The 17,470-nt window shown below is 71.1% G+C and carries 17 protein-coding genes; 3 read left to right on the forward strand and 14 right to left on the reverse strand.

Translation table 11 applies throughout. From position 1 onward, the window contains the following. Nucleotides 1-50: 50 nt before the first annotated feature. The 4 genes from CP981_RS36575 to CP981_RS36590 all read right to left on the reverse strand — a co-directional run bounded on the left by CP981_RS36575 (nt 51) and on the right by CP981_RS36590 (nt 4,033). Entirely contained in the window at nt 51-377 is a 327-nt protein-coding gene (locus CP981_RS36575) for a hypothetical protein (protein WP_085928673.1), read from the reverse strand. A gap of 118 nt (nt 378-495) precedes the next feature. Then, nucleotides 496-1,335: a DUF1206 domain-containing protein gene (locus tag CP981_RS36580; protein ID WP_085928672.1), complete on the reverse strand. Its 840-nt coding sequence runs from the start codon at nt 1,333-1,335 to the stop codon at nt 496-498. A 152-nt stretch (nt 1,336-1,487) separates the two neighbouring features. Beyond that, nucleotides 1,488-2,777, reverse strand: a complete 1,290-nt coding sequence (locus CP981_RS36585; RefSeq protein ID WP_085928671.1) for a PP2C family protein-serine/threonine phosphatase — start codon at nt 2,775-2,777, stop codon at nt 1,488-1,490. A gap of 362 nt (nt 2,778-3,139) precedes the next feature. Continuing rightward, the gene (locus tag CP981_RS36590) at nt 3,140-4,033 is read right to left on the reverse strand and encodes a Vgb family protein (protein WP_085928670.1); all 894 of its coding nucleotides are present in this window, start codon (nt 4,031-4,033) and stop codon (nt 3,140-3,142) included. A 496-nt stretch (nt 4,034-4,529) separates the two neighbouring features. Between CP981_RS36590 and CP981_RS36595 the strand changes: the two genes are divergently transcribed. Continuing rightward, the gene (locus CP981_RS36595; RefSeq protein WP_425282196.1) at nt 4,530-5,417 is read left to right on the forward strand and encodes a SigB/SigF/SigG family RNA polymerase sigma factor; all 888 of its coding nucleotides are present in this window, start codon (nt 4,530-4,532) and stop codon (nt 5,415-5,417) included. 110 nt (nt 5,418-5,527) lie between these two features. Here CP981_RS36595 and CP981_RS36600 read toward each other — a convergent pair whose 3' ends face one another. The 4 genes from CP981_RS36600 to CP981_RS36615 form a co-directional block, all read right to left on the reverse strand. After that, nucleotides 5,528-5,947, reverse strand: coding sequence for a PPOX class F420-dependent oxidoreductase (locus CP981_RS36600; protein WP_085927153.1), 420 nt, complete (start codon nt 5,945-5,947; stop codon nt 5,528-5,530). Between the two features lie 243 nt (nt 5,948-6,190). After that, nucleotides 6,191-7,471, reverse strand: a complete 1,281-nt coding sequence (locus tag CP981_RS36605; RefSeq protein WP_244329961.1) for a PP2C family protein-serine/threonine phosphatase — start codon at nt 7,469-7,471, stop codon at nt 6,191-6,193. A 101-nt stretch (nt 7,472-7,572) separates the two neighbouring features. Beyond that, nucleotides 7,573-8,331, reverse strand: a complete 759-nt coding sequence (locus tag CP981_RS36610; protein ID WP_085927154.1) for an IclR family transcriptional regulator — start codon at nt 8,329-8,331, stop codon at nt 7,573-7,575. A 161-nt stretch (nt 8,332-8,492) separates the two neighbouring features. Continuing rightward, complete coding sequence (locus CP981_RS36615) at nt 8,493-9,281, reverse strand: aminotransferase class IV (RefSeq protein WP_085927155.1); 789 nt, start codon at nt 9,279-9,281, stop codon at nt 8,493-8,495. A 155-nt stretch (nt 9,282-9,436) separates the two neighbouring features. On the opposite strand from CP981_RS36615, the gene CP981_RS36620 reads away from it, so the two are divergent. After that, the gene (locus tag CP981_RS36620) at nt 9,437-10,063 is read left to right on the forward strand and encodes an alpha-ketoglutarate-dependent dioxygenase AlkB (RefSeq protein ID WP_085927156.1); all 627 of its coding nucleotides are present in this window, start codon (nt 9,437-9,439) and stop codon (nt 10,061-10,063) included. A gap of 88 nt (nt 10,064-10,151) precedes the next feature. Here CP981_RS36620 and CP981_RS36625 read toward each other — a convergent pair whose 3' ends face one another. From CP981_RS36625 to CP981_RS36635, 3 genes are all read right to left on the reverse strand, one after another. Then, nucleotides 10,152-10,430 (reverse strand): hypothetical protein, encoded by a 279-nt coding sequence (locus CP981_RS36625; RefSeq protein WP_085927157.1) that lies wholly within the window; start codon nt 10,428-10,430, stop codon nt 10,152-10,154. A gap of 253 nt (nt 10,431-10,683) precedes the next feature. Continuing rightward, nucleotides 10,684-11,448 (reverse strand): ankyrin repeat domain-containing protein, encoded by a 765-nt coding sequence (locus CP981_RS36630; protein WP_085927158.1) that lies wholly within the window; start codon nt 11,446-11,448, stop codon nt 10,684-10,686. Nucleotides 11,449-11,563: 115 nt separating this feature from the next. Next, nucleotides 11,564-12,172, reverse strand: coding sequence for a TetR/AcrR family transcriptional regulator (locus CP981_RS36635; RefSeq protein WP_085927159.1), 609 nt, complete (start codon nt 12,170-12,172; stop codon nt 11,564-11,566). 119 nt (nt 12,173-12,291) lie between these two features. Between CP981_RS36635 and CP981_RS36640 the strand changes: the two genes are divergently transcribed. Next, a complete protein-coding gene (locus tag CP981_RS36640; protein ID WP_085927160.1) occupies nt 12,292-13,206 on the forward strand; it encodes an alpha/beta fold hydrolase in 915 nt (304 codons plus the stop codon). A 92-nt stretch (nt 13,207-13,298) separates the two neighbouring features. On the opposite strand, the gene CP981_RS36645 is transcribed toward CP981_RS36640, so the two are convergent. The 3 genes from CP981_RS36645 to CP981_RS36655 all read right to left on the reverse strand — a co-directional run bounded on the left by CP981_RS36645 (nt 13,299) and on the right by CP981_RS36655 (nt 17,134). After that, on the reverse strand, nt 13,299-14,546 hold the full coding sequence (locus tag CP981_RS36645; protein WP_085927161.1) for a glycosyltransferase: 1,248 nt from the start codon (nt 14,544-14,546) through the stop codon (nt 13,299-13,301). A 132-nt stretch (nt 14,547-14,678) separates the two neighbouring features. Next, nucleotides 14,679-15,740: a class I SAM-dependent methyltransferase gene (locus CP981_RS36650; RefSeq protein WP_085927162.1), complete on the reverse strand. Its 1,062-nt coding sequence runs from the start codon at nt 15,738-15,740 to the stop codon at nt 14,679-14,681. Nucleotides 15,741-15,970: 230 nt separating this feature from the next. Next, complete coding sequence (locus tag CP981_RS36655; protein ID WP_244329962.1) at nt 15,971-17,134, reverse strand: acyltransferase family protein; 1,164 nt, start codon at nt 17,132-17,134, stop codon at nt 15,971-15,973. Nucleotides 17,135-17,470: the final 336 nt, after the last annotated feature.

A 17,470-nucleotide genomic window follows, 5' to 3' on the forward strand; every position in this document is an offset into this window, starting at 1 on the left:
CATCGGAGGGGCGAGGGCTGGTGTGCCTCGCCCCTCCGGTGCCGGAGGCGTCAGACCGTCGTCTCGCCCGTCGGGTAGCACGCCGCGCTGTAGTGGCCCCGGTCGCCGGTGGGTGTCCAGCCGCCGGTGCCGTGGTCAGGGTCGGCGAGGGTGAAGCCGTTCTCGTGCAGTTGCTCGCCGAGCGGGACGGCCGGGAAGCCGCTGCCGTCGGGGGTGTCCTCGACGGGCCACAGGGTGACGAGCAGGGCCTCGGTGTCGCCGGTATCGGGCTCGCGGTCGAGGCTGGCGATTTCGAGGTGCCAGCGACCGTTCCGGACGAAGGCCTCCGCCCGGAACACCGCCCGTACCGTCCGGGCGTTCTCATGGGTCTCGGTCATGCGAGAGGAACTCCTGTCGTGAGGCAGAGGAGTGGTCGGTGTGCTGTGCGGATTCCGGTGGGCTGCGTGGTGACGCCGGAGAGGCACCGCTCGCGCGGCGGGGCCTGGCGGGGCGTGGTCAGACGTTGCGCCACCGGGCCATGGTGAAGGAGAAGAGGCCGAACAGGGCCAGTCCCGCGGCGATCGCGGCGAGCAGCCAGGGACCGGCCGAGGTGTCCGCGAAGGAGCGGAGGGTGTCGTCCATGCCCTTGGCGCGGTCGGGGTCGTAGGTCACCGCGGCCTTGACGACGAACACCCCGGCGGCCGCGAACACCCCACCACGGGCGAGACCGCCGGATATGCCGAGCACATCGACCCCGCGCCGCAGCCGTGGCGACATGCCGCTCCGGTTGAGATGCCTGTGGAACTTGCGGAGTGCGGCGCGCACCGCGATCCAGAGCCCGGCGACGGCAATGCCCACACCCGCGGCGGCCACCAGCCAGGGGCCACCGGGCAGGCCCAGCGCCTGGGCCGTGGCATCCCGGGACCGCTGATCGCTCGCCCCGCTTCCGCTGCCCTTCTCACCTGCGGCGAAGGATATGACGGAGAGCGACACCACGGCGTAGAACACGAAGCGGGCGAACGACAGCAGCCGGGTGCCGGCCTTGTGTCCGTCGGGCCCGGCCGCGCCGAACCCCGCCTCGGACAGGCGCCACAGCGCCATCCCCGCCAGGCCCACGCCGAGTGCCCAGATCAGCACATGGCCGAACGGCCGGGCGGCCAGCTCCGCCAGCGCCCCGCCCCGGTCGGCCTGCTCACCGGAGTCACCGAACGCGATCCGCAGGGCCAGCACCCCCACGAGCAGGTAGATCACGCCCCGGGCCACGAAGCCACCACGTGCCGCGACGCGGACCGCGGAGCTGCGGGCCGCGCGCTGGGCGGTGCCTCGTCCGATGTGGGGTACCGCGGTGGGGTGCATATGTGGCCTCCAGGGGCTTGACCCAGCTGTCGGGTGACCTCCGTTTGCCCCTGGCCGCAGAACGGAAACCACCGGGCCCGCCGGCCGCAGCCGGTCCGCGTACGCCGTCATCGTCCCGCGCCGCCGCGACGGTACCCCCGGCGCGGACCGCGTCATGGGGCGTCCGTGTCGTGCGTCGTCCACGGGGTGGGCAGGGCGGTGGCGGGGGTGGTGTGCTCGGGGAGACCGGCGAGGGCCTCGACACGGGCGGGGCGGTACGGGGTGGGGCCACTCCACTCCAGCACCAGCACGGTGGCGTCGTCCTCGAGCCGCCCGTGGTGGTAGGCGAGATGACGCCGGATCAGCCGGCGCAGCGTCTCCGGTACGGGCAGTCCGTCGGCATGGTGCTGGATCAGGAAGTCGGTGAAGCTCTCCAGGCCGAATTCATGTCCCCTGTGATCACGGGCCTCGGTGATGCCGTCGGTATAGAGCAGCAGCCGGTCGCCGGGTTCCAGCTGGTCCCGGCAGAGTGTGGGCGGCACACCCAGGTCGGTGCCCATGGGAGGGGCGGGCGAGCAGGACAGGGTCACGGCCGTACGCCCGTTGCGGATGATGACCGGCGGTGGGTGCCCCAGGCTGGTCCAGGTCAGCGCTCCGGTGCCGGCGTCCAGCTCGGCGAGGATGCCGGTGGCGAAGCGGTCCGAGCTGAACTGCTCCACCAGGGCCCGTTCCACCGCCTCGGCGATCTCCAGGATGCCGCAGTCCTGCCGGCGGTGGTTACGGCTGGCGGCGAGCGCGAGGTTCGCGGTCAGTCCGGCGGCCGTGTCGTGGCCCATGGCGTCGAAGAGCGCCAGGTGGACGGTCTCCTCGGCGACGGCGTAGTCGAACACATCGCCGCTGACCTCATAGGCGGGTTCCATCACCGCACTGATCAGCACCCGGTCGGTGGCGAAGGTCCGCGGCGGCATGACGCGCCACTCCATCTCCGCGGCCACATTCATCCTCCGGCGCCGTACCAGCCGGGCGTAGGTGTCGCTCCCCCCTCGCTTGCTGACCGTCATCAGGGCGATCAGCCCGCCGAGGTTGCGCAGGTCCTGGGCCGCTTGGGCGTCCATCTCGGTGTCCGGGGCGGCGGTGGCGCGCAGCACCCCCAGCCGTTCGGTGCCGTCGAGCATCGGCACCCACCACTGGCCCGCCTCGGAGGTGCCGCCGGCGACGATGCCCCCTGTCTGGAACGCCCGGCCGGCGAGCGTGCCCTCCACCCGCACCGCGTCCGGCGCCGACTCCGACTCCCCTCCGGAACCGCATGCCTGCCCGCCGAGCCGGCACAGAATGACCTGCTGGAGATCGGCGAGGTAGATCTGCACATCAAGCCAGCCGACCTTGGCCGCGTGCTTGGCGACCAGGTCCGGGAACTGCTCCAGGGTGACCACATGGCTCGCGGCAATAAGGTCACCCAGCATCCGTCCCCGGGCGGCAGGACTGCTCATAGAGGCACCTTTCCTCGGGCGTCGGCCCCGGCGGGCCGTCCGGGGCTGTCCCTTCCGCGGCACCTCGGCTGTCCCTGCGGCCAGTGGCGATGCCTGTGCTGTCGATGGTGACACCCGGACGGAGCTCGCCGACAGCGACACCGCGGTACGGCACCGGAGCGACCCCTCCGGGTTGCGGCCGGTGGGCGTTGAGTGACCGGAAGCGATGCGTCGCTCACGCCGCGACCGGGTGCGGTGACAAGGTCACCAGTTCCTTGATACATCGCCCGCAGGCGGCTCTGCCGACGCCGCCGCAGGCAGCGGGCAGCAGGCAGAGGTGGACCCCTCGCTCCCTCCTAGAGCGCCAGCCTGGCAACCGCTCCGATCTCCAGCGCCACGTAGAGCGCACCGTCCGGCCCGAAGGCCAGTCCATGCGGTTCGGACGAGGCGATCGGCAGGTCGTACTCCTCGATGTGGCCGTCACCGGTGATGGACCCGACGCGATTGGCTCCCCATTCGGTGAACCAGCAGTCACCGGCCGGTCCGGCGACGATCGCGTGGGGCCGGGACGCGGGGTCCGGGAGGGGGAACTCGTCGATCCGGCCGTCGGTGGTGATCCGGCCTATCCGGCCGGCGCCTATCTCCACGAACCAGAGTGCGCCGTCCCCGCCGCAGGTGATCCCGACCGGCGCGGCGTTCTCGGTGGGGAGGGGGTGGAGGGTGATGTCCCCGTCGAAGCCGATGCGACCGATCGCATGCGCTTGATTGAGGGTGAACCACAGGGCGTCGTCGGGCCCGGTGGTGATGGCTGAGGGGAACGCGCCGCTGAGCGGCAGGGGATATTCCGTCACCCGGCCGTCCGTGGTGATCCGGCCGATGCGGTCGCCGTGCAGCTGGGTGAACCACAGCGCTCCATCGGGCGCGGACACCATGCCGAAGGGGCCACCGCCCGGAGTGGGGAGGGGGAACGAGCTCACCTCGCCGGTCACGGTGATCCGTCCGATCCGATGGTCCCGGCTTCGGGTGAACCACAAGGCGCCGTCGGGGCCTGAGGTGATGACGGACGGCCCGCAGGACGCGGAGTCGAGTGCGTAGCGGTCGAGTTGGCCGTCCGGGGTCAGGCGGGCGAGCTGCCCCGCGTGAACCAAGGTGCACCACAGGGCGCCATCCGGCCCGGTGGTGAGCGCATACGGGCCCGCGTCCGCGTCGGAGACGGGGATCTGCTGGAACGAGGCGGTACGTCGGGTCATCGGTGGGGCGGGTCCTTTCAACGGGGTGCCGGGCGCCGGTCGCGGGGCTGTGGTCGGGGGTAGGGGAGCGGGCGGGCGTACCTGCGGGAGCGGCGGTGTCGGAGCAGGGCCGGCCAGAGTCCAAGCCATTACTGCTACATCAGTTGCATTAAGAATGCTGTCACGGCGCCGCCGCAGAAGCAACAAGAATTTTTGGCGAGGTCTCCGCAGCGGGGGCGCCGGCGAGCGACTCAGCTGGTCGATCGCGTGCGTCCGCAGCTCTCAGTTGGAGGAGGGGCGGACTCCGGGGATCTCCAACGTCAGGCAAACCGCGGCCAGTTGGTTGCCCACCGATACTTCCCGCCGGGGGAACGGAGCCCGCCGCCTGAGCTCACCGGCCACACCGGTCGCCACCGCCCGCCCCGGGACAACGCACCGGAACGAGTGGACATGCATGTGTCAGCCACGGGTAGGGGAGCGTGCGACGGGGGCTCAGCAACAAGGCGGGAGCCAGAGCATGAGGACCAACAGCACCATGGCGGCCGGAATGGAGCCGGAGACCACGTCGAAGGTGGGTGCCGTTCCGGCTCCGGCGGTGCTGCCGCACATCGAGGCGCCGCAGCGCGTCGCCCCGGCCGACGCACGGGAGTTGTCCAAGCTCTTCCTCGCGCGGCTGGAGACGGTGGAGGAGGGCACGCCCGAGTACCAGTACGTGCGGAACACCCTCATCGAGATGAACCTCTCCCTGGTGCGCTATGTCGCCCGCCGTTTCTCCAGCCGCAGGGAATCCCTGGAGGACGTCCTCCAGGTCGGGACGATCGGTCTGATCAAGGCGATCGACCGCTACGAGCCTTCCCGTGAGGTGGAGTTCACCACGCTGGCCGTCCCGTACATCCAGGGCGAGATCAAGCGGTTCTTCCGCGACACCACGTGGTCGGTGCGGGTGCCGCGGCGCCTCCAGGAGCTCCGGATCGACCTCGCCCGGGCCCGCGAGGAGCTGGAGGGGGAGGGCAGCCACGAGCCGTCCGTCGCGGAGCTCGCCGACCACCTCGACATGCCCGAGAGCGAGGTGGAAGAGGGCTTGGTGGCTTGCAACGGCTATGACAGCGACTCCATCGACCGGCCCATCCAGGCCGGCGGTGGCGGCAAGCAGCAGACCGGTTTCGTCGCCGACCTCATCGGCGCCGAGGACCCCGCCCTCGGCCTCGCTGAGGACATCCAGGCCCTCAAGCCCCACCTGGCCAAGCTCAACGACCGCGACCGCACCCTCCTCCAACTGCGCTTCGGGGCCGAGATGACACAGGCCGAGATCGGCGAGGAGCTCGGCCTCTCCCAGATGCATGTCTCACGCCTGCTGACCCGCGCCTGCACCACTCTGCGCGAGGCACTGCTCGTCGAGGAATGAAGCGCCCGTCGTGACGGTGGCTCAGAGGCGGGACGAGGAAGTGGCCGGAGACCAGGGCAGGTGCCGCCAGGTCGCGCGTCCACGCCGCGCCGCGCCGGTCCCGCCCGTGGTCACCCGGCCTGGCTGCTGTCCTTCAAGCTGCCCCAGCCGTGCCAGCGGTCGATCTCGATCCAGGCGCTGACCCGACGGCGGTCCCGCTGCGGGTACGGCTTGCCGAGGTAGTGCTGCGCCAGTCGGTCGATATCGGTGAGCGCGTCGTCGGCGAGGATTTCGGCGACGTGGCCGATGAGGCTGAGGTGCGTGTACCAGTTGCCCTCGTCCAGCACGGTGAGCGTGACCCGGGGATCGTTGCGGAGGTGCGCCAGCCGTTTGCGGCCTTCATCCATGTTGACCAGCACCCGGCCGTTGTCCCAGAGGTACCAGGTGGCCGTCGAGACCGGCTGCCCGTCCGCGCGCAGCGTCGTGATGACCGCCGGATTCGCCTTCCCCACCATGCTGACTGCCGCATCGGGAAGCGGTGGTTTCGACATCTGAGGTGCCCTCCATTACGGCGCCGCCCGCCGGTCGCGACGCTCGACATGATCGACGTCAACGACTGTACTCAGCTCACCCCTCACCTTCCTGTTGACCGGGGCGACCAGGGCGACCAGGGCGACCGGGGTGACCGGGGCGGCCGCGGCCCGGCGTCCCTGGCCACGCCACCGCCGTCCTACCGACCAGACCCCTGGCCCTGAGAACGAGGCCCAAGGCCTGCCCTGCTCCCATCCCACGTCCTACTCGGAGGCCACTGGCCGGGAAGGGCACTGACCGACCGGCTCATCGACGGCATTCGACCCCACCGACCCCACCGACCCCGCCGACCCCGCCGACCCCACTGGTCCCACCGGGGCGACAGCCGGCTTCCGGAGCAGCAGCATCGCGGCGTCGTCATGGAGCTCTCCGCCCACATGCGTGAGCAGATCCTCATGGAGCGCGGCGAGCGTGCGGGACGGCTCCTCCGAGAGATGCACGGCCAGCCGCTCACTGAGCGGATAGAACTCCCGCTCGTGGTCGCGGGCCTCGGTCACGCCGTCGGTGTAGAAGAGCAGCTGGTTTCCGTCGGCCAGCGCTACTTCCTGGAGGATCGGGGACTCGTCGGCCAGGGCCCGCAGACCGAGCGGCGGGGTCGGCCGGGCAGGCTCCACGGGCAGCACGGCCGAGCCCTGGGCCAGCAGTGGAGCGGCATGCCCGCAGTTGACCAGCTCCATCCGGTCGGCGTCGGGGTAGCCGGCGATCACCGCGGTGACGAAGTCGTCCGGGCCGAGGTTGCGCGCCAGGCTCCGTTCGATGCGGTGGACGACATCGAGGAGATCCGGCTCGTCGTAGGCCGCCTCCCGGAAGACCCCCAGGACCAGGGCGGCGACGCCGACCGCCGGCAGCCCTTTGCCGCGTACGTCGCCGACGATGAGCCGGATGCCGTAGGGCGTGGGCACCAGTGCGTACAGGTCTCCGCCGATCCGCGCCTCGGCCGCGGCGGCGCTGTACCGTACCGCCGCCTGGAAGGGCCCCACGGTCGCGGGGACCGGCTTGAGGAAGGCGTGCTGCGCGGCCTCGGCGACCGAGCGGACCGCGGCCAGTACCTGCTCACGACGCCTGCGCAGGGTCGCGGCCAGACTGCTGGCCAGGGTCACGGCGGACAGTGCGGACAGCACGATCGCCAGCTCACGGTCCGACGTCCCGGCATGGATCGCGATGGCCGCGCCCAGTCCCACGGCCAGCGCACCGATCCGGAGCACCCCCCACGGACCGCTGGTCGCGGCCGCCAGCGCGGGGCCGACGGCGAGCAGCGGCAGCCAGCTCATCCCGGTACCGCCCGTCAGGGCGAGGAGCGCGACGGCCGCGATGATCAGAACCGGTACTACGGAGGCGAAGTGCCGGCGGACGCCCGCGCCGCCGGACGGTACCTCGCCCCGCGGCGGGGCAGCACGCCGGGCAGCCCTCCACAGCGCGGAGAACGGATGCGCAAGCTGCCACTGCGGCCGGCGGTCGTGGTGGTGGATTCGGGCTGGGCGCATCCTCGTCCGCGGCTCGCTTCCCTGCTCATGGCACTTACGTGCCTAAATGTCCGTTTCATCTAGGAAACGGGTGCAGAGGGGCGGCCGCAAGGACCGGGATTTCAGATAGTGAGCGACAGTCCCCTGGTCACGCGGCCCGCGGTCGGAATCAGCCGGTTCCGGATCTCGTTGATGCGGGCGATTCGGTCCGCCCGGAGGGAGACGCCGAGGGCGCCGAGCGTTTCACCGCTGTACACCGGTACCGCGACGCAGAATGTCCCGAGGGCGTACTCCTCCATGTCCGTCACCGCCGGTGTCAGGGGCGTCGTGCCGAGCCGTCGGAGGAGTTCGGCGCGGCCGGTGATGGTGCGCGGGGTGAGATCGGCGAGGGGATGCCGTGCGAGGTAGTCGTCGCGGGCCTCGTCGTCCAACTCGCTCAGCACGCATTTGCCCAGCGCCGTGGCGTGCCCGGCGTCCTCGAAGCCCACCCAGAGATCCACCCGCGGTGCCCGTGGGCCGTCGACGATCTCGGCGACCCGGATCTCGCCGTCCTCGTAGAAGGTCAGGTAAGCGGCGGCCGAGAGCTCGTCGCGCAGCGCCGCCAGCGCGGGACGGACCCGGCTCAGCAGGGCCTGGCCCCGTCCGCCGGCATGCAGCGTGGTCAGCTTCTCGCCCAGGACGAAACCGCCGTCGTTCAGCTTCCGGATGTATCCGTCGTGCGCCAGCGTGCGCAGCAGGTGGTACGTGGTGGCCAAGGGCAGCCCCGTCTCCCGTGCCAGCTGCTTCGCCGGCGCACCGCACTCGTGCGCGCCGACCGCCTCCATCAGCCGGAAGGCTCGCTGGACGGAGGTGATGAGGGTGGGGCCCTCTCCATTGCCCATACGTTCAGCCTGCTCCTGGCGCCCCACCCGGGCAAGGGCCGCCCGTCGATGAGTGCCCTGGCTTGCGGACGGTATGCGCCGGGGCACACACGGCAGGCAAGGTGATCGAGTCGGCGGACGAGGAGTCGGCCGCCTCGCTTCGGGACGTTGCGCGGCGGTGATCAGATCTCGTCCCACGGGGCGGCCCCGTACAGACTCCGCACCGTCCGCACCAGCTCCGTGTCTGCCGAATACCGAGTGTTGTCGATCGCCGAGACGGCGGCCACCCCTTGGGAGTTGCAGACGAACGCCCCGTCGAAGGAGGCCAGATCGACGGTGTGGACCGGCCGTTGTGCCCAGGAGATCCCGGCCCGGTCCAGTTCCCGCCGGAGCACCAGCATGGTGGTGCCCTGCAGGGCAGGCGCGTCGGGCCAGACCACCGTCGCGCCCTCGATGAAGCCGATGTTGGTGATCGCGCCCTCGGCCACCGCACCGTCCGGCGCCACCAGAAGCGCCTCGTCGTACCCCTCCTGCTGTACCCGGTCCCGGTGGTACCGCTGCCCGAAGCCGCCGAGATGCTTGAGATGGGCCGCGGGCCGCTGGTAGGCGACACTGCGCAGCCGCTGCGCGGCCTCGGGCTCGGGGACCGGGGGACGGACGGTGATCACCGTGACCGGTCCGTCGCCGGGCTCGGGACGGTAGACGTAGACGCGGACGGCTGCGTCGTGGCTCCGTTCCCGCAGGGCATGGCGGATCCTGCCGCGGACCACTTCGCCGTCCAGCTCCACACCGAAGAGCTCACGGGTGGCCGCGTCCAGCCGCCGCAGATGGAGATCCAGCCCGCGTACCCGGCCTCCCCTGACCTGCATGGCCGTGAAATGCCCCTGGCCGCTCAGCATCTCGAACAGCAGGGGATCGGCCTCGGTGGCACGGCCGTTGATCTCTATGTGAGGCGTGGGCGAATCGGTCATGATCGGCATCCTAGGGCCCGGGCCCGTCGGCAGGCGGGCGGTCACGCACCGGCCCTGCCGTGAGCGGCACCGGCCCTGGCCCCGATGCGGCGCCCCCTCGAAGCACTTATCCACCACACCAGAACATGTATTCGATTAAGGCGTACCCTTGCGGCATGGCCAGGCATCTTCAGGGCTCGCTCTTCGACCAGACCGACGAGGTCCGGCTCGGTCCGCTGCGCGGGATACGCCGGTCCGAGCTCGGCGACGGTGCCTGGATCGATCTGCTGCCCGGGTGGCTGAGCGGGGCGGACGCGCTGTTCGAGCAGCTCGCGACGGAGGTCCCTTGGCAGGCCGAGCGCCGGCGGATGTATGAGCAGGTGGTGGACGTACCGCGACTGCTCTCCTTCTACCGGGCCGACGATGCCCTGCCGCACCCCGTCCTGGACGAGGCGAGGGACGCCCTCTCCGCCCACTACGCCACCGAGCTCGGCGAACCGTTCACCACGGCCGGCCTCTGCTACTACCGGGACGGCCACGACAGCGTGGCCTGGCACGGCGACCGGATCGGCCGCGGCAAACGGGAGGACACGATGGTCGCGATCCTGTCCGTAGGTGCGCCGCGCGATCTGCTGCTGCGACCGCGGCGCGGCGGCGGCTCGATACGGCACCCGCTCGGGCACGGCGATCTGCTCGTGATGGGCGGCTCCTGCCAGCGGACTTGGGAACATGCGATCCCCAAGACCGCCCGAGCCGCCGGGCCGCGAATCAGCATCCAGTTCCGGCCGCACGGCGTGCACTGAACGCCGAACCGACATTCCGGCGTCACGGCAGAGGGCCCCCGAGCCGGTGATCGGCTCGGGGGCCTGGGAACTGCTGGGGGCGCCGCGATCAGTGTCTGTGGCACACCAGGTGGCCGCGGTGCCACGTCCGCGTCCAGTGGCCCGGGTGGCGGTGGCCGTGCCGGTCACGCCAGGCCGGGTGCCAGACCCGGACCCAGTGCCCGCGGACCATATGACACCGGTCCCGGTCGACATGCTTCGTGGCGGAGTGGTCGCCGTGGTGCGACGGCGTGGCCGAGGCGACCCCCACCGAGGAGAAGGCCGCGCCTCCGGCGAGGGCCACGGTGGCGGCGCCGAGAGCAAGGGCGCGCTTGAACCCGTCAATCATTGCGGATCATGCCTTTCTGCATAGCCGTGATGTGGGCTGCCCCGCCGTTGGCCGGGCAGGAATGACCATGCACCTCTGGCGCTCACTCCATCCCGCCAAAGCCCACGGTTTTACACAATGCAGGCACAAGCCGGAGAAAAGCAGAAATCCTATAGATGTGGTCGATGGGCGCGAAATCGCAGGATGGGGGACGGTCCCGAAAACATCGACCGGGGCGTGACAGGAATCGTGTGCGCCCCCGGGCCGGCCCGCCTCAATCCGGCGCGTTCTCCTCCAGCAGCGCCACAATGGCGGCGTGCCCCGTCTCCCGGTGGTACTCGGCCGCGTGCGTTCCGTCCGGCGCGTGGACAATGAGCTCGACCAATTCGGTGCCCTCGGGACGGGGGCTGCGCTGGACCTCGCACCGGCTGTCCGGGGGCGCGCCCGCCTTCCGGCGCAGCTCACTTTCGACGTCCTTGCCGCTCTCCGCGCGGGCCAGGTGCCACGCCGTCCGGCCCTGTGCGTCGGTGAGCTGCGGGCTGGCGCCGTGGCGCAACAGGGCCCGTGCGACCGCGATCGATCCCCGCTCGGCCGCCGCCATCAACGGGGTCCGGCCGCGGTGGCCGGCGTCCGGATCGGCCTGTCCTTCCAGCAGGAGCCGAGCGGTCCGGTGGTGGCCGTTCTCGGCCGCCCACATCAAGGGGGTGTAGGAAGTGCCGTCGTCTTCCCTGAGGTTGGGATCGGCGCCGTGGGCGAGCAGAGCGCGCACCACCTCCTCATGGCCCCAGCAGGCCGCCGCACACAGCGGCAGCCCCTCGCTTCCCGGCTCCCCCCTGCTCTCCGTATCGGGGGTGGCTCCGGCTTCGAGCAGCAGTCGCACCAGTTCCGCCTGCCCCGAGACGGCAGCCAGGTACAACGGCGTCTTTCCGTCGGCGTCCGGCACGGACGGGGAGGCACCCTGTCGCAGGAGCGCCGCCACCGTGCCCGCCCGGTCCTCGTAGATGGCGGTGATGAGTGGTGAGGTCAACGCCTCGGTCATACAGGGTCCTTCCTCGTGGGAGCCGGCTCCGGCGCAGCCTACGAGGCTCCGCCGCAGACCGCCGCGGCCGTGGCGCACCTGGCGACGGCGGGGCGGGCTGCGGTGTGCCGTGGGCTCAGCTCCCGTTCGGGAAGAGTCGGTCCAGGTGATGGCGGAGGATCGCCGTGGCGGCCTCCGGGGGGCGTTGGCCGACCAGGACGCTGGTGCCGAGGCCCGCCGACAGGGCGAGCAGGCTGATCGCCTCGGTACGGACGTCCAGGCCGGGTGGGGTGAGTCCGGCCTCGCGCGCCCGTTCCAGCTGGTCGGCGAGCACGTCCTCGGCGGCATCGGGGCCGTCGATGAACGGCTGCGCGGCCAGTGCCTCGTCCGTCACCGCCAGCACGGCGTAGGCGGTGTGGACGAGGTGAAAGGCCCGGCTCTCCTCGTCGGTGGGCAGCGATTCGAGGAGCACGGCCTCGATCACCGCGCGCGGCCCCGGCGCTTCCCCGGCGGCCCGGACCCGGTCGGCGATTCGGCTGCTGAGTCCGGTGGTCAGCCACTGGAGGCCATGGAGCAGCAGCTTTTCCTTGGTCTCGAAGTAGTACTGCACCAGCCGCAGGGACACCCCCGCCTCGGCGGCCACATCGCGCATCCCGACGGCGTGCAGTCCTTGCCGCGCCGCCACCCGGACCAGCGCCTCGGTGATCTGCGCACGCCGCTCCTCGTGGTCCACCCGCTTCGGCATCAGCCCTTGCCCTCCGCTCAGTTCGTTGCGTCCGGCCGGTCGGACCGTTTCATGATACCGCTGTATCATCTTGGTGGTACGGTGGTACCACTAAACCTGATGTCCGGAGGGGGCCTGCCGTGCCTGAAACCAAGACGCGCGACCGTGATCCAGCGGTCGGCCGCTATGTGAACGAGGCCCTGCGCGACCGGTACTTCGCCGCATGTGACGCGGTCTATGCGCTGGGACCGGCCCCACAGGGGGAGTTGGCGGTGGCGACCCGCTTCGGGACCACACACGTCTACCGGTACGGGCCGGCCGGCCCCGATGCCGCCGCCCGGACCCCCGTGGTGCTGGTGCACGGTGCCGGGGGCAACTCATCGCAGTGGTATCCGAACATCGCCGCACTCAGCGCCGAGCGCCCGGTCTATGCGGTGGACACCGTCGGCGATCCGGGCCGCAGCGTGCAGCACGAGCCCATCCATCAGCCCGAACGCGCCGCCCAGTGGCTGGACGAGACGCTCGACGGCCTCGGGCTCGACCGGGTCCACCTCGTCGGGGCCTCCTACGGCGGGTGGCTCGCGCTGAACCAGGCGCTGCACCGCCCCGGCCGACTGGCCTCGGTGACCCTGCTGGACCCGGGCGGCCTGGAGAAGGTGGGGGTCCGGTTCTTCGGCTGGGTGTTCCTCAGCCTGCTGGCCACCTTCGCGCCGAAGGCGCTGCGTCCACGCCTCGCCGCCTGGCTCGAACAGCCGGTCCTGGTGGTGCCGGAACTACGGACCATGGTGCGGCTGGGCGTTCGCGCCTACCGCATCCGCCGCCCTGCTCCGCTCCCGCTCACCGAGCCCGAACTGCGCAGTATCCGTACCCCGCTGTATGTGCTGCTGGGAAAGCGGAGCCTGCTGGTGCACCCGGAACGGCAGCGGGAACGCGTCCCGCGTCTGGTGCCCGGCGCCCGCGTCGAGATCATCGCCGACACCGGCCACGGACCGCAGATCGACCACGCCACCCAGGTCAACAGCCGCATGCTGAGCTTTATGAACGACATCAACTGAGGGGAATCCTGGGCCGGTTGCCGGTTGCCGGTTGCCGGTTGCCTGTGACGTGGGGTCGGGGCGGAGCGCCTGGCCGCCCCGGCCATCCTCTGTCACCGCCCCGCCAGTTGCTCGACGGCTGTCAGGACCCGGCCCGCCCCGTCCTCGGTGGCGATCAACGCCGAGACCTGCCGGGCGCGATGACGGTACCGGGGGTCGTGCACGGCCTTCCGCAGCGCCTCCGCCAGGTTTTCCGTGGAGAGTTGCCGGAACGGCACCTTTCCAGGGCTGACCCTGAGTGCTGTGAGTCGTGACGCCCAGAACGGCTGGTCCAGCATCATCGGCACCGGGACCGCCGGGACGCCCGCGCGCAGACCGGCCGCCGTGGTGCCGGCACCCGCGTGATGGACCACGGCCGCCATCTTCGGGAACAGCCAGGAGTGCGGCACCTCGCCCACGGTCAGTACATCGTCCCCGTCCACGGACAAGCCGGCCCAGCTGGCCTGGACGACACCGCGTACTCCGGCGAGTTTCAGGGCCCGGGCCACGAGCCGACCCAGCCGCTCCGGATCACTGGGCTGCATACTGCCGAACCCCACATACACCGGTGGCGGTCCGGAGGACAGGAAGTCCGCGAGCCGGGGTTCCGGTGTCCAGTCGGGGCTCTCCGACGGCCACCAGTAGCCCGCCACCTCCATTCCCCGTCGCCAGTCGGCGGGCCGGGGGACGACCACCGGGCTGAACCCGTGCTGGACGGGCCAGGTGGCCCGCCGCCGTTCGAGGGCGGCCGGAGACACGCCCAGCCGGCGCTCCAGGTGGCGCACGCCCGTGGCGAAGGCCCGGGTCAGCAGGGACTCGGCGCACCGTGCGGCGGTCCGGTTGGCGAAGGGGCCCATCGACGGCATGTCGAAGATGACCGGCGGAAACTCCCGGGTGGGCGCGAGGGGTTGCAGGAAGACACCCAGGCTGGGCAGTCCCAGACCCTCCGCCGCCACGAGTCCCAGGGGCGCCAAACCGCTGGACAGCAAGACGACTTCGGCTCCCGCCGCACAGGCCTCCGTCACCGCGTCGGCCATCTCCGGCGCCAACTCCCGTGCCAGCTTTATCTGTTCGACCTTGGTGAGACCGGCCCCCGAGCCGCGCTTACCCGGCCCGGTTCCCTCCCGGGAATCCGTGCCGGAGGCGGCGTACCGGTCGAGCGGAAGCGGGCGGAATCCGAGGCCGCTTCGGCGGACCGCTTCGGCCGAGCGGGCATGGGTGGCCATTACCACCCGGTGCCCGGCTTGCCGCAGCCGGGCACCGAGGCCGGTGTAGGGAGCCACGTCGCCGTGCGACCCCGCGGTAGCGATGAGGATGTGCATAGTCGGCAGTGTTCCGTTCCCTGAGTTCCGGCGATTCCGACCACGTACTGCTTCACCCGGGTGGGCTATCCGCCGCAGTCCCGTGGAGCCGAAAGCGCTTGTCTTCCTGCACGGTTGTGCAGGGCGGCCGCGTCAGTCCCGGCGGGCGATCACCCGGTAGGCGTTGGAGAGACGGGTGCGCCGGGTGAGCGGCGCGAGCAGGATGTCCATTCCGAAGAGGACGAGCAGGGCGGGTGCGGCGGCCAGCAGGGCCAGCCTGCGGACCCAGCGGCTGACCGGGCCGGGTTTTCTGGGCAGCCACGGCAGATCCTCGCCCGGCAGCACGCAGTTGAGCACGTTCACGGCCGCGGAGGTCAGATCCGTCGGGATGTGCGGCTCCCGCCGGTCGATGGCCACCACGGTGAAGCCCTGCTCGGTCAGCGCGCCGCAGAGGTTGTCCAGGGGGATGAGGTGCAGATGCTGTGGCTGGAGCCAGGGGCCCCACCAGCGGCCGAGTAACCGGGCGGCGGCGGACTGGGGGTCGGGTACCTCGATCAGGAGGTGCCCGCCGCGCCGCAGCGCCGTATGCGCGGCGGCCAGCTCCTGCCGTGGCGCCAGCGTGTGTTCCAGGTAGTGGTACATGCTCACCACGTCGTACTGAGAGGTGAGTTGGCCCGCCAGACCGGCGAAGGAACCCCGGTAGGCACGGGCGATCCGGCCGTTGCGTACGCCGATCTCGACGCCTTCGCCCCAGTCGAGCCCGTGGAATTCGGTACGCGGGTGGATTCTCCGGGCCTCGGCGCAGAAGTGGCCGTGGCCGGTACCCACGTCCAGCCAGCGTGCGGGGCGGCCGAACGGGAGCAGTGCCCGCGCGCGGGCCCGGTAGAGCTTGACCGCGAGGGGCGAGGCGGCCATCCGCGCCATCGTTGCCTCTCCCAGGCCGTCGTAGCAGTCGCGGTAGTAGAAATCCAGCCCGTCCGCGCTCAGCCGGGGGTTCTGGAATACGTGCCCGCAGTTGCGGCACTGGTCGAGTACGAAGTTCCCCGGTTTGCGCTGGGGATGGTTGGTGGTGCGCAGACGGCGGCGCAGGCGGGCGGAGGTGCACCAGGGGCAGGTGGCGCGCTCCGGATCGAAGAACCGGTCCAGCCCGTGTGCCAGCTCGTCCTGGTAGCGGGGTCTGTGGGCGGCGATCTGCTCGCTTCGCTTGTTCGTCACGGGGAGCCCCTTTCAGCTGTAGTCCTGGTGGCGTGGGCGTGGCTGTCGGTATGGACGGTGGACGCGATACGCGAGGTTGGAATCCCTCGGCCGTACGGCCGGCAGACCGAGCCGGACCGTCGGGTCGGGACGGGCGGCCGGCTGCCGGTGCGCCGCTCCGAGCGCGCACCGCGAGGGGAGGGCCGGGCGGGGCAGCCGCGGTCGCGGCCGGCCGGGGCACCGTCCGGCGTTCACGAGGCCGCTGCCGTACGGGTGCGGTTGCGCGCACGGGCACGTGGTGTGGAGAACCGGCGCACGCAGGGGCGCTCCACCCCCGCGTACAGCAGCCATGAGGCCAGCAGGACGACGGGGAGGCCGACCAGCACCACACCGAGATTGCTCCAGCCGTGCCCGCGCAGCCCCAGGTAGAGCAGCCCCAGCACCAGGAAGTGCACGAGGTACATGGCGTAGGAGAGTTCACCGAGGAACACGCAGGGCCGGGTGCGCAGCAGCGAGCGCCGGTCGCGCAGATCCAGCTCCGCGGTCGCGTACACGAGTATGACGAGCGGTGCCACGGTCGAGGCCGCGTACAGGAAGCGCTGCGGCAGAATCGCGGGGTTCATGATGACCGCGCTGATGACACCGAGCGCGGCCGGCAGCACACCCATCCGCGGGATCCGCAGGCCCGACGAGGCGATCCGCGCCGCCATCATCCCGAGCACGAACTCGGGCAGCCGGACGATCGGCAGCATGTACAGAAACCAGTACTCGGGAAAGGAGGAACCATCAGGGTTGACCACGAGCGCACAGAACAACGGCAACGACCAGACGACCGCGATCGCCGTTGCCGCGCCGATCAGCAGTCCACGGGGCGACAGCCGCTCGACCCTGGGCAGCAGTACGGGGAAGAGGAAGTAGAAGAACATCTCGGCGGCGAGAGACCAGGAAACCGGGTTGCCCGCGGAGACGAAAAGGTGGCTGGGGACCCAGGTGTGCACCAGGAAGAGGCTGGCCAGATCGGCTGCTATCCCGGAGCCCGTCCTGACGGCCGCCGTACCGCCACAGGCCAGCGCGGCGACCACCACACACCAGGTGAGGACGTGATTGGGAAAGATCTTCGCGGCCCGTCTACGCCAGAAGGCGCGTGCGGTGTCGCCCGGGCGGGCCGAGTGCGTCAGCACATAGCCGCTGAGAATGAAGAACAGCGAAACCGCGCTTCCGCCCAGCCACACTTCGGGCCCGAGGGTCTCGGCGAGATGCGGATCGATCATCAGCCTGCTGTGCGTATAGAGGACCCCGACCGCGGCGGCGAAGCGCAGACCGGTCAGCGAAGGCAACCGTTTGGGGACGCCGGACGCGCTGTCCGCGGCCGGCGGTGGGGCCTCCCCGTGCTCGGCAAGGGGGCGTCCTGCCATGGCGGTTGACTCGGACGACGGACCGGGATGAGGGTGCACGAGGGGCCTCCTGCGGGGGGGGAACTCCCGGGCCCGAGGCACCACTCATTGACGTATGGCTGCGCCGGTGGGTCGCCCGGGATCGGATGGAAGGACTGGTCCTTGCCCCGTGCGGAGGAATGGGCGGCCCGTCGCGCGGATAGCACGATTGACCCACCGCGGCACGCTCCGTGCATAGGGAGGGTGCCCCGATTTCACTCGTACGGTCCAGCGTTTGGTGGCGCCGCCGTACAGGTGATTCCTGCGGTCCTGCGGCCGGGCGGGTGTGGGGCGCGGCGGGGCCAGGAAGAGATACGT

The sequence above is a fragment of the Streptomyces platensis genome (assembly GCF_008704855.1).
Classification (GTDB): domain Bacteria; phylum Actinomycetota; class Actinomycetes; order Streptomycetales; family Streptomycetaceae; genus Streptomyces; species Streptomyces platensis.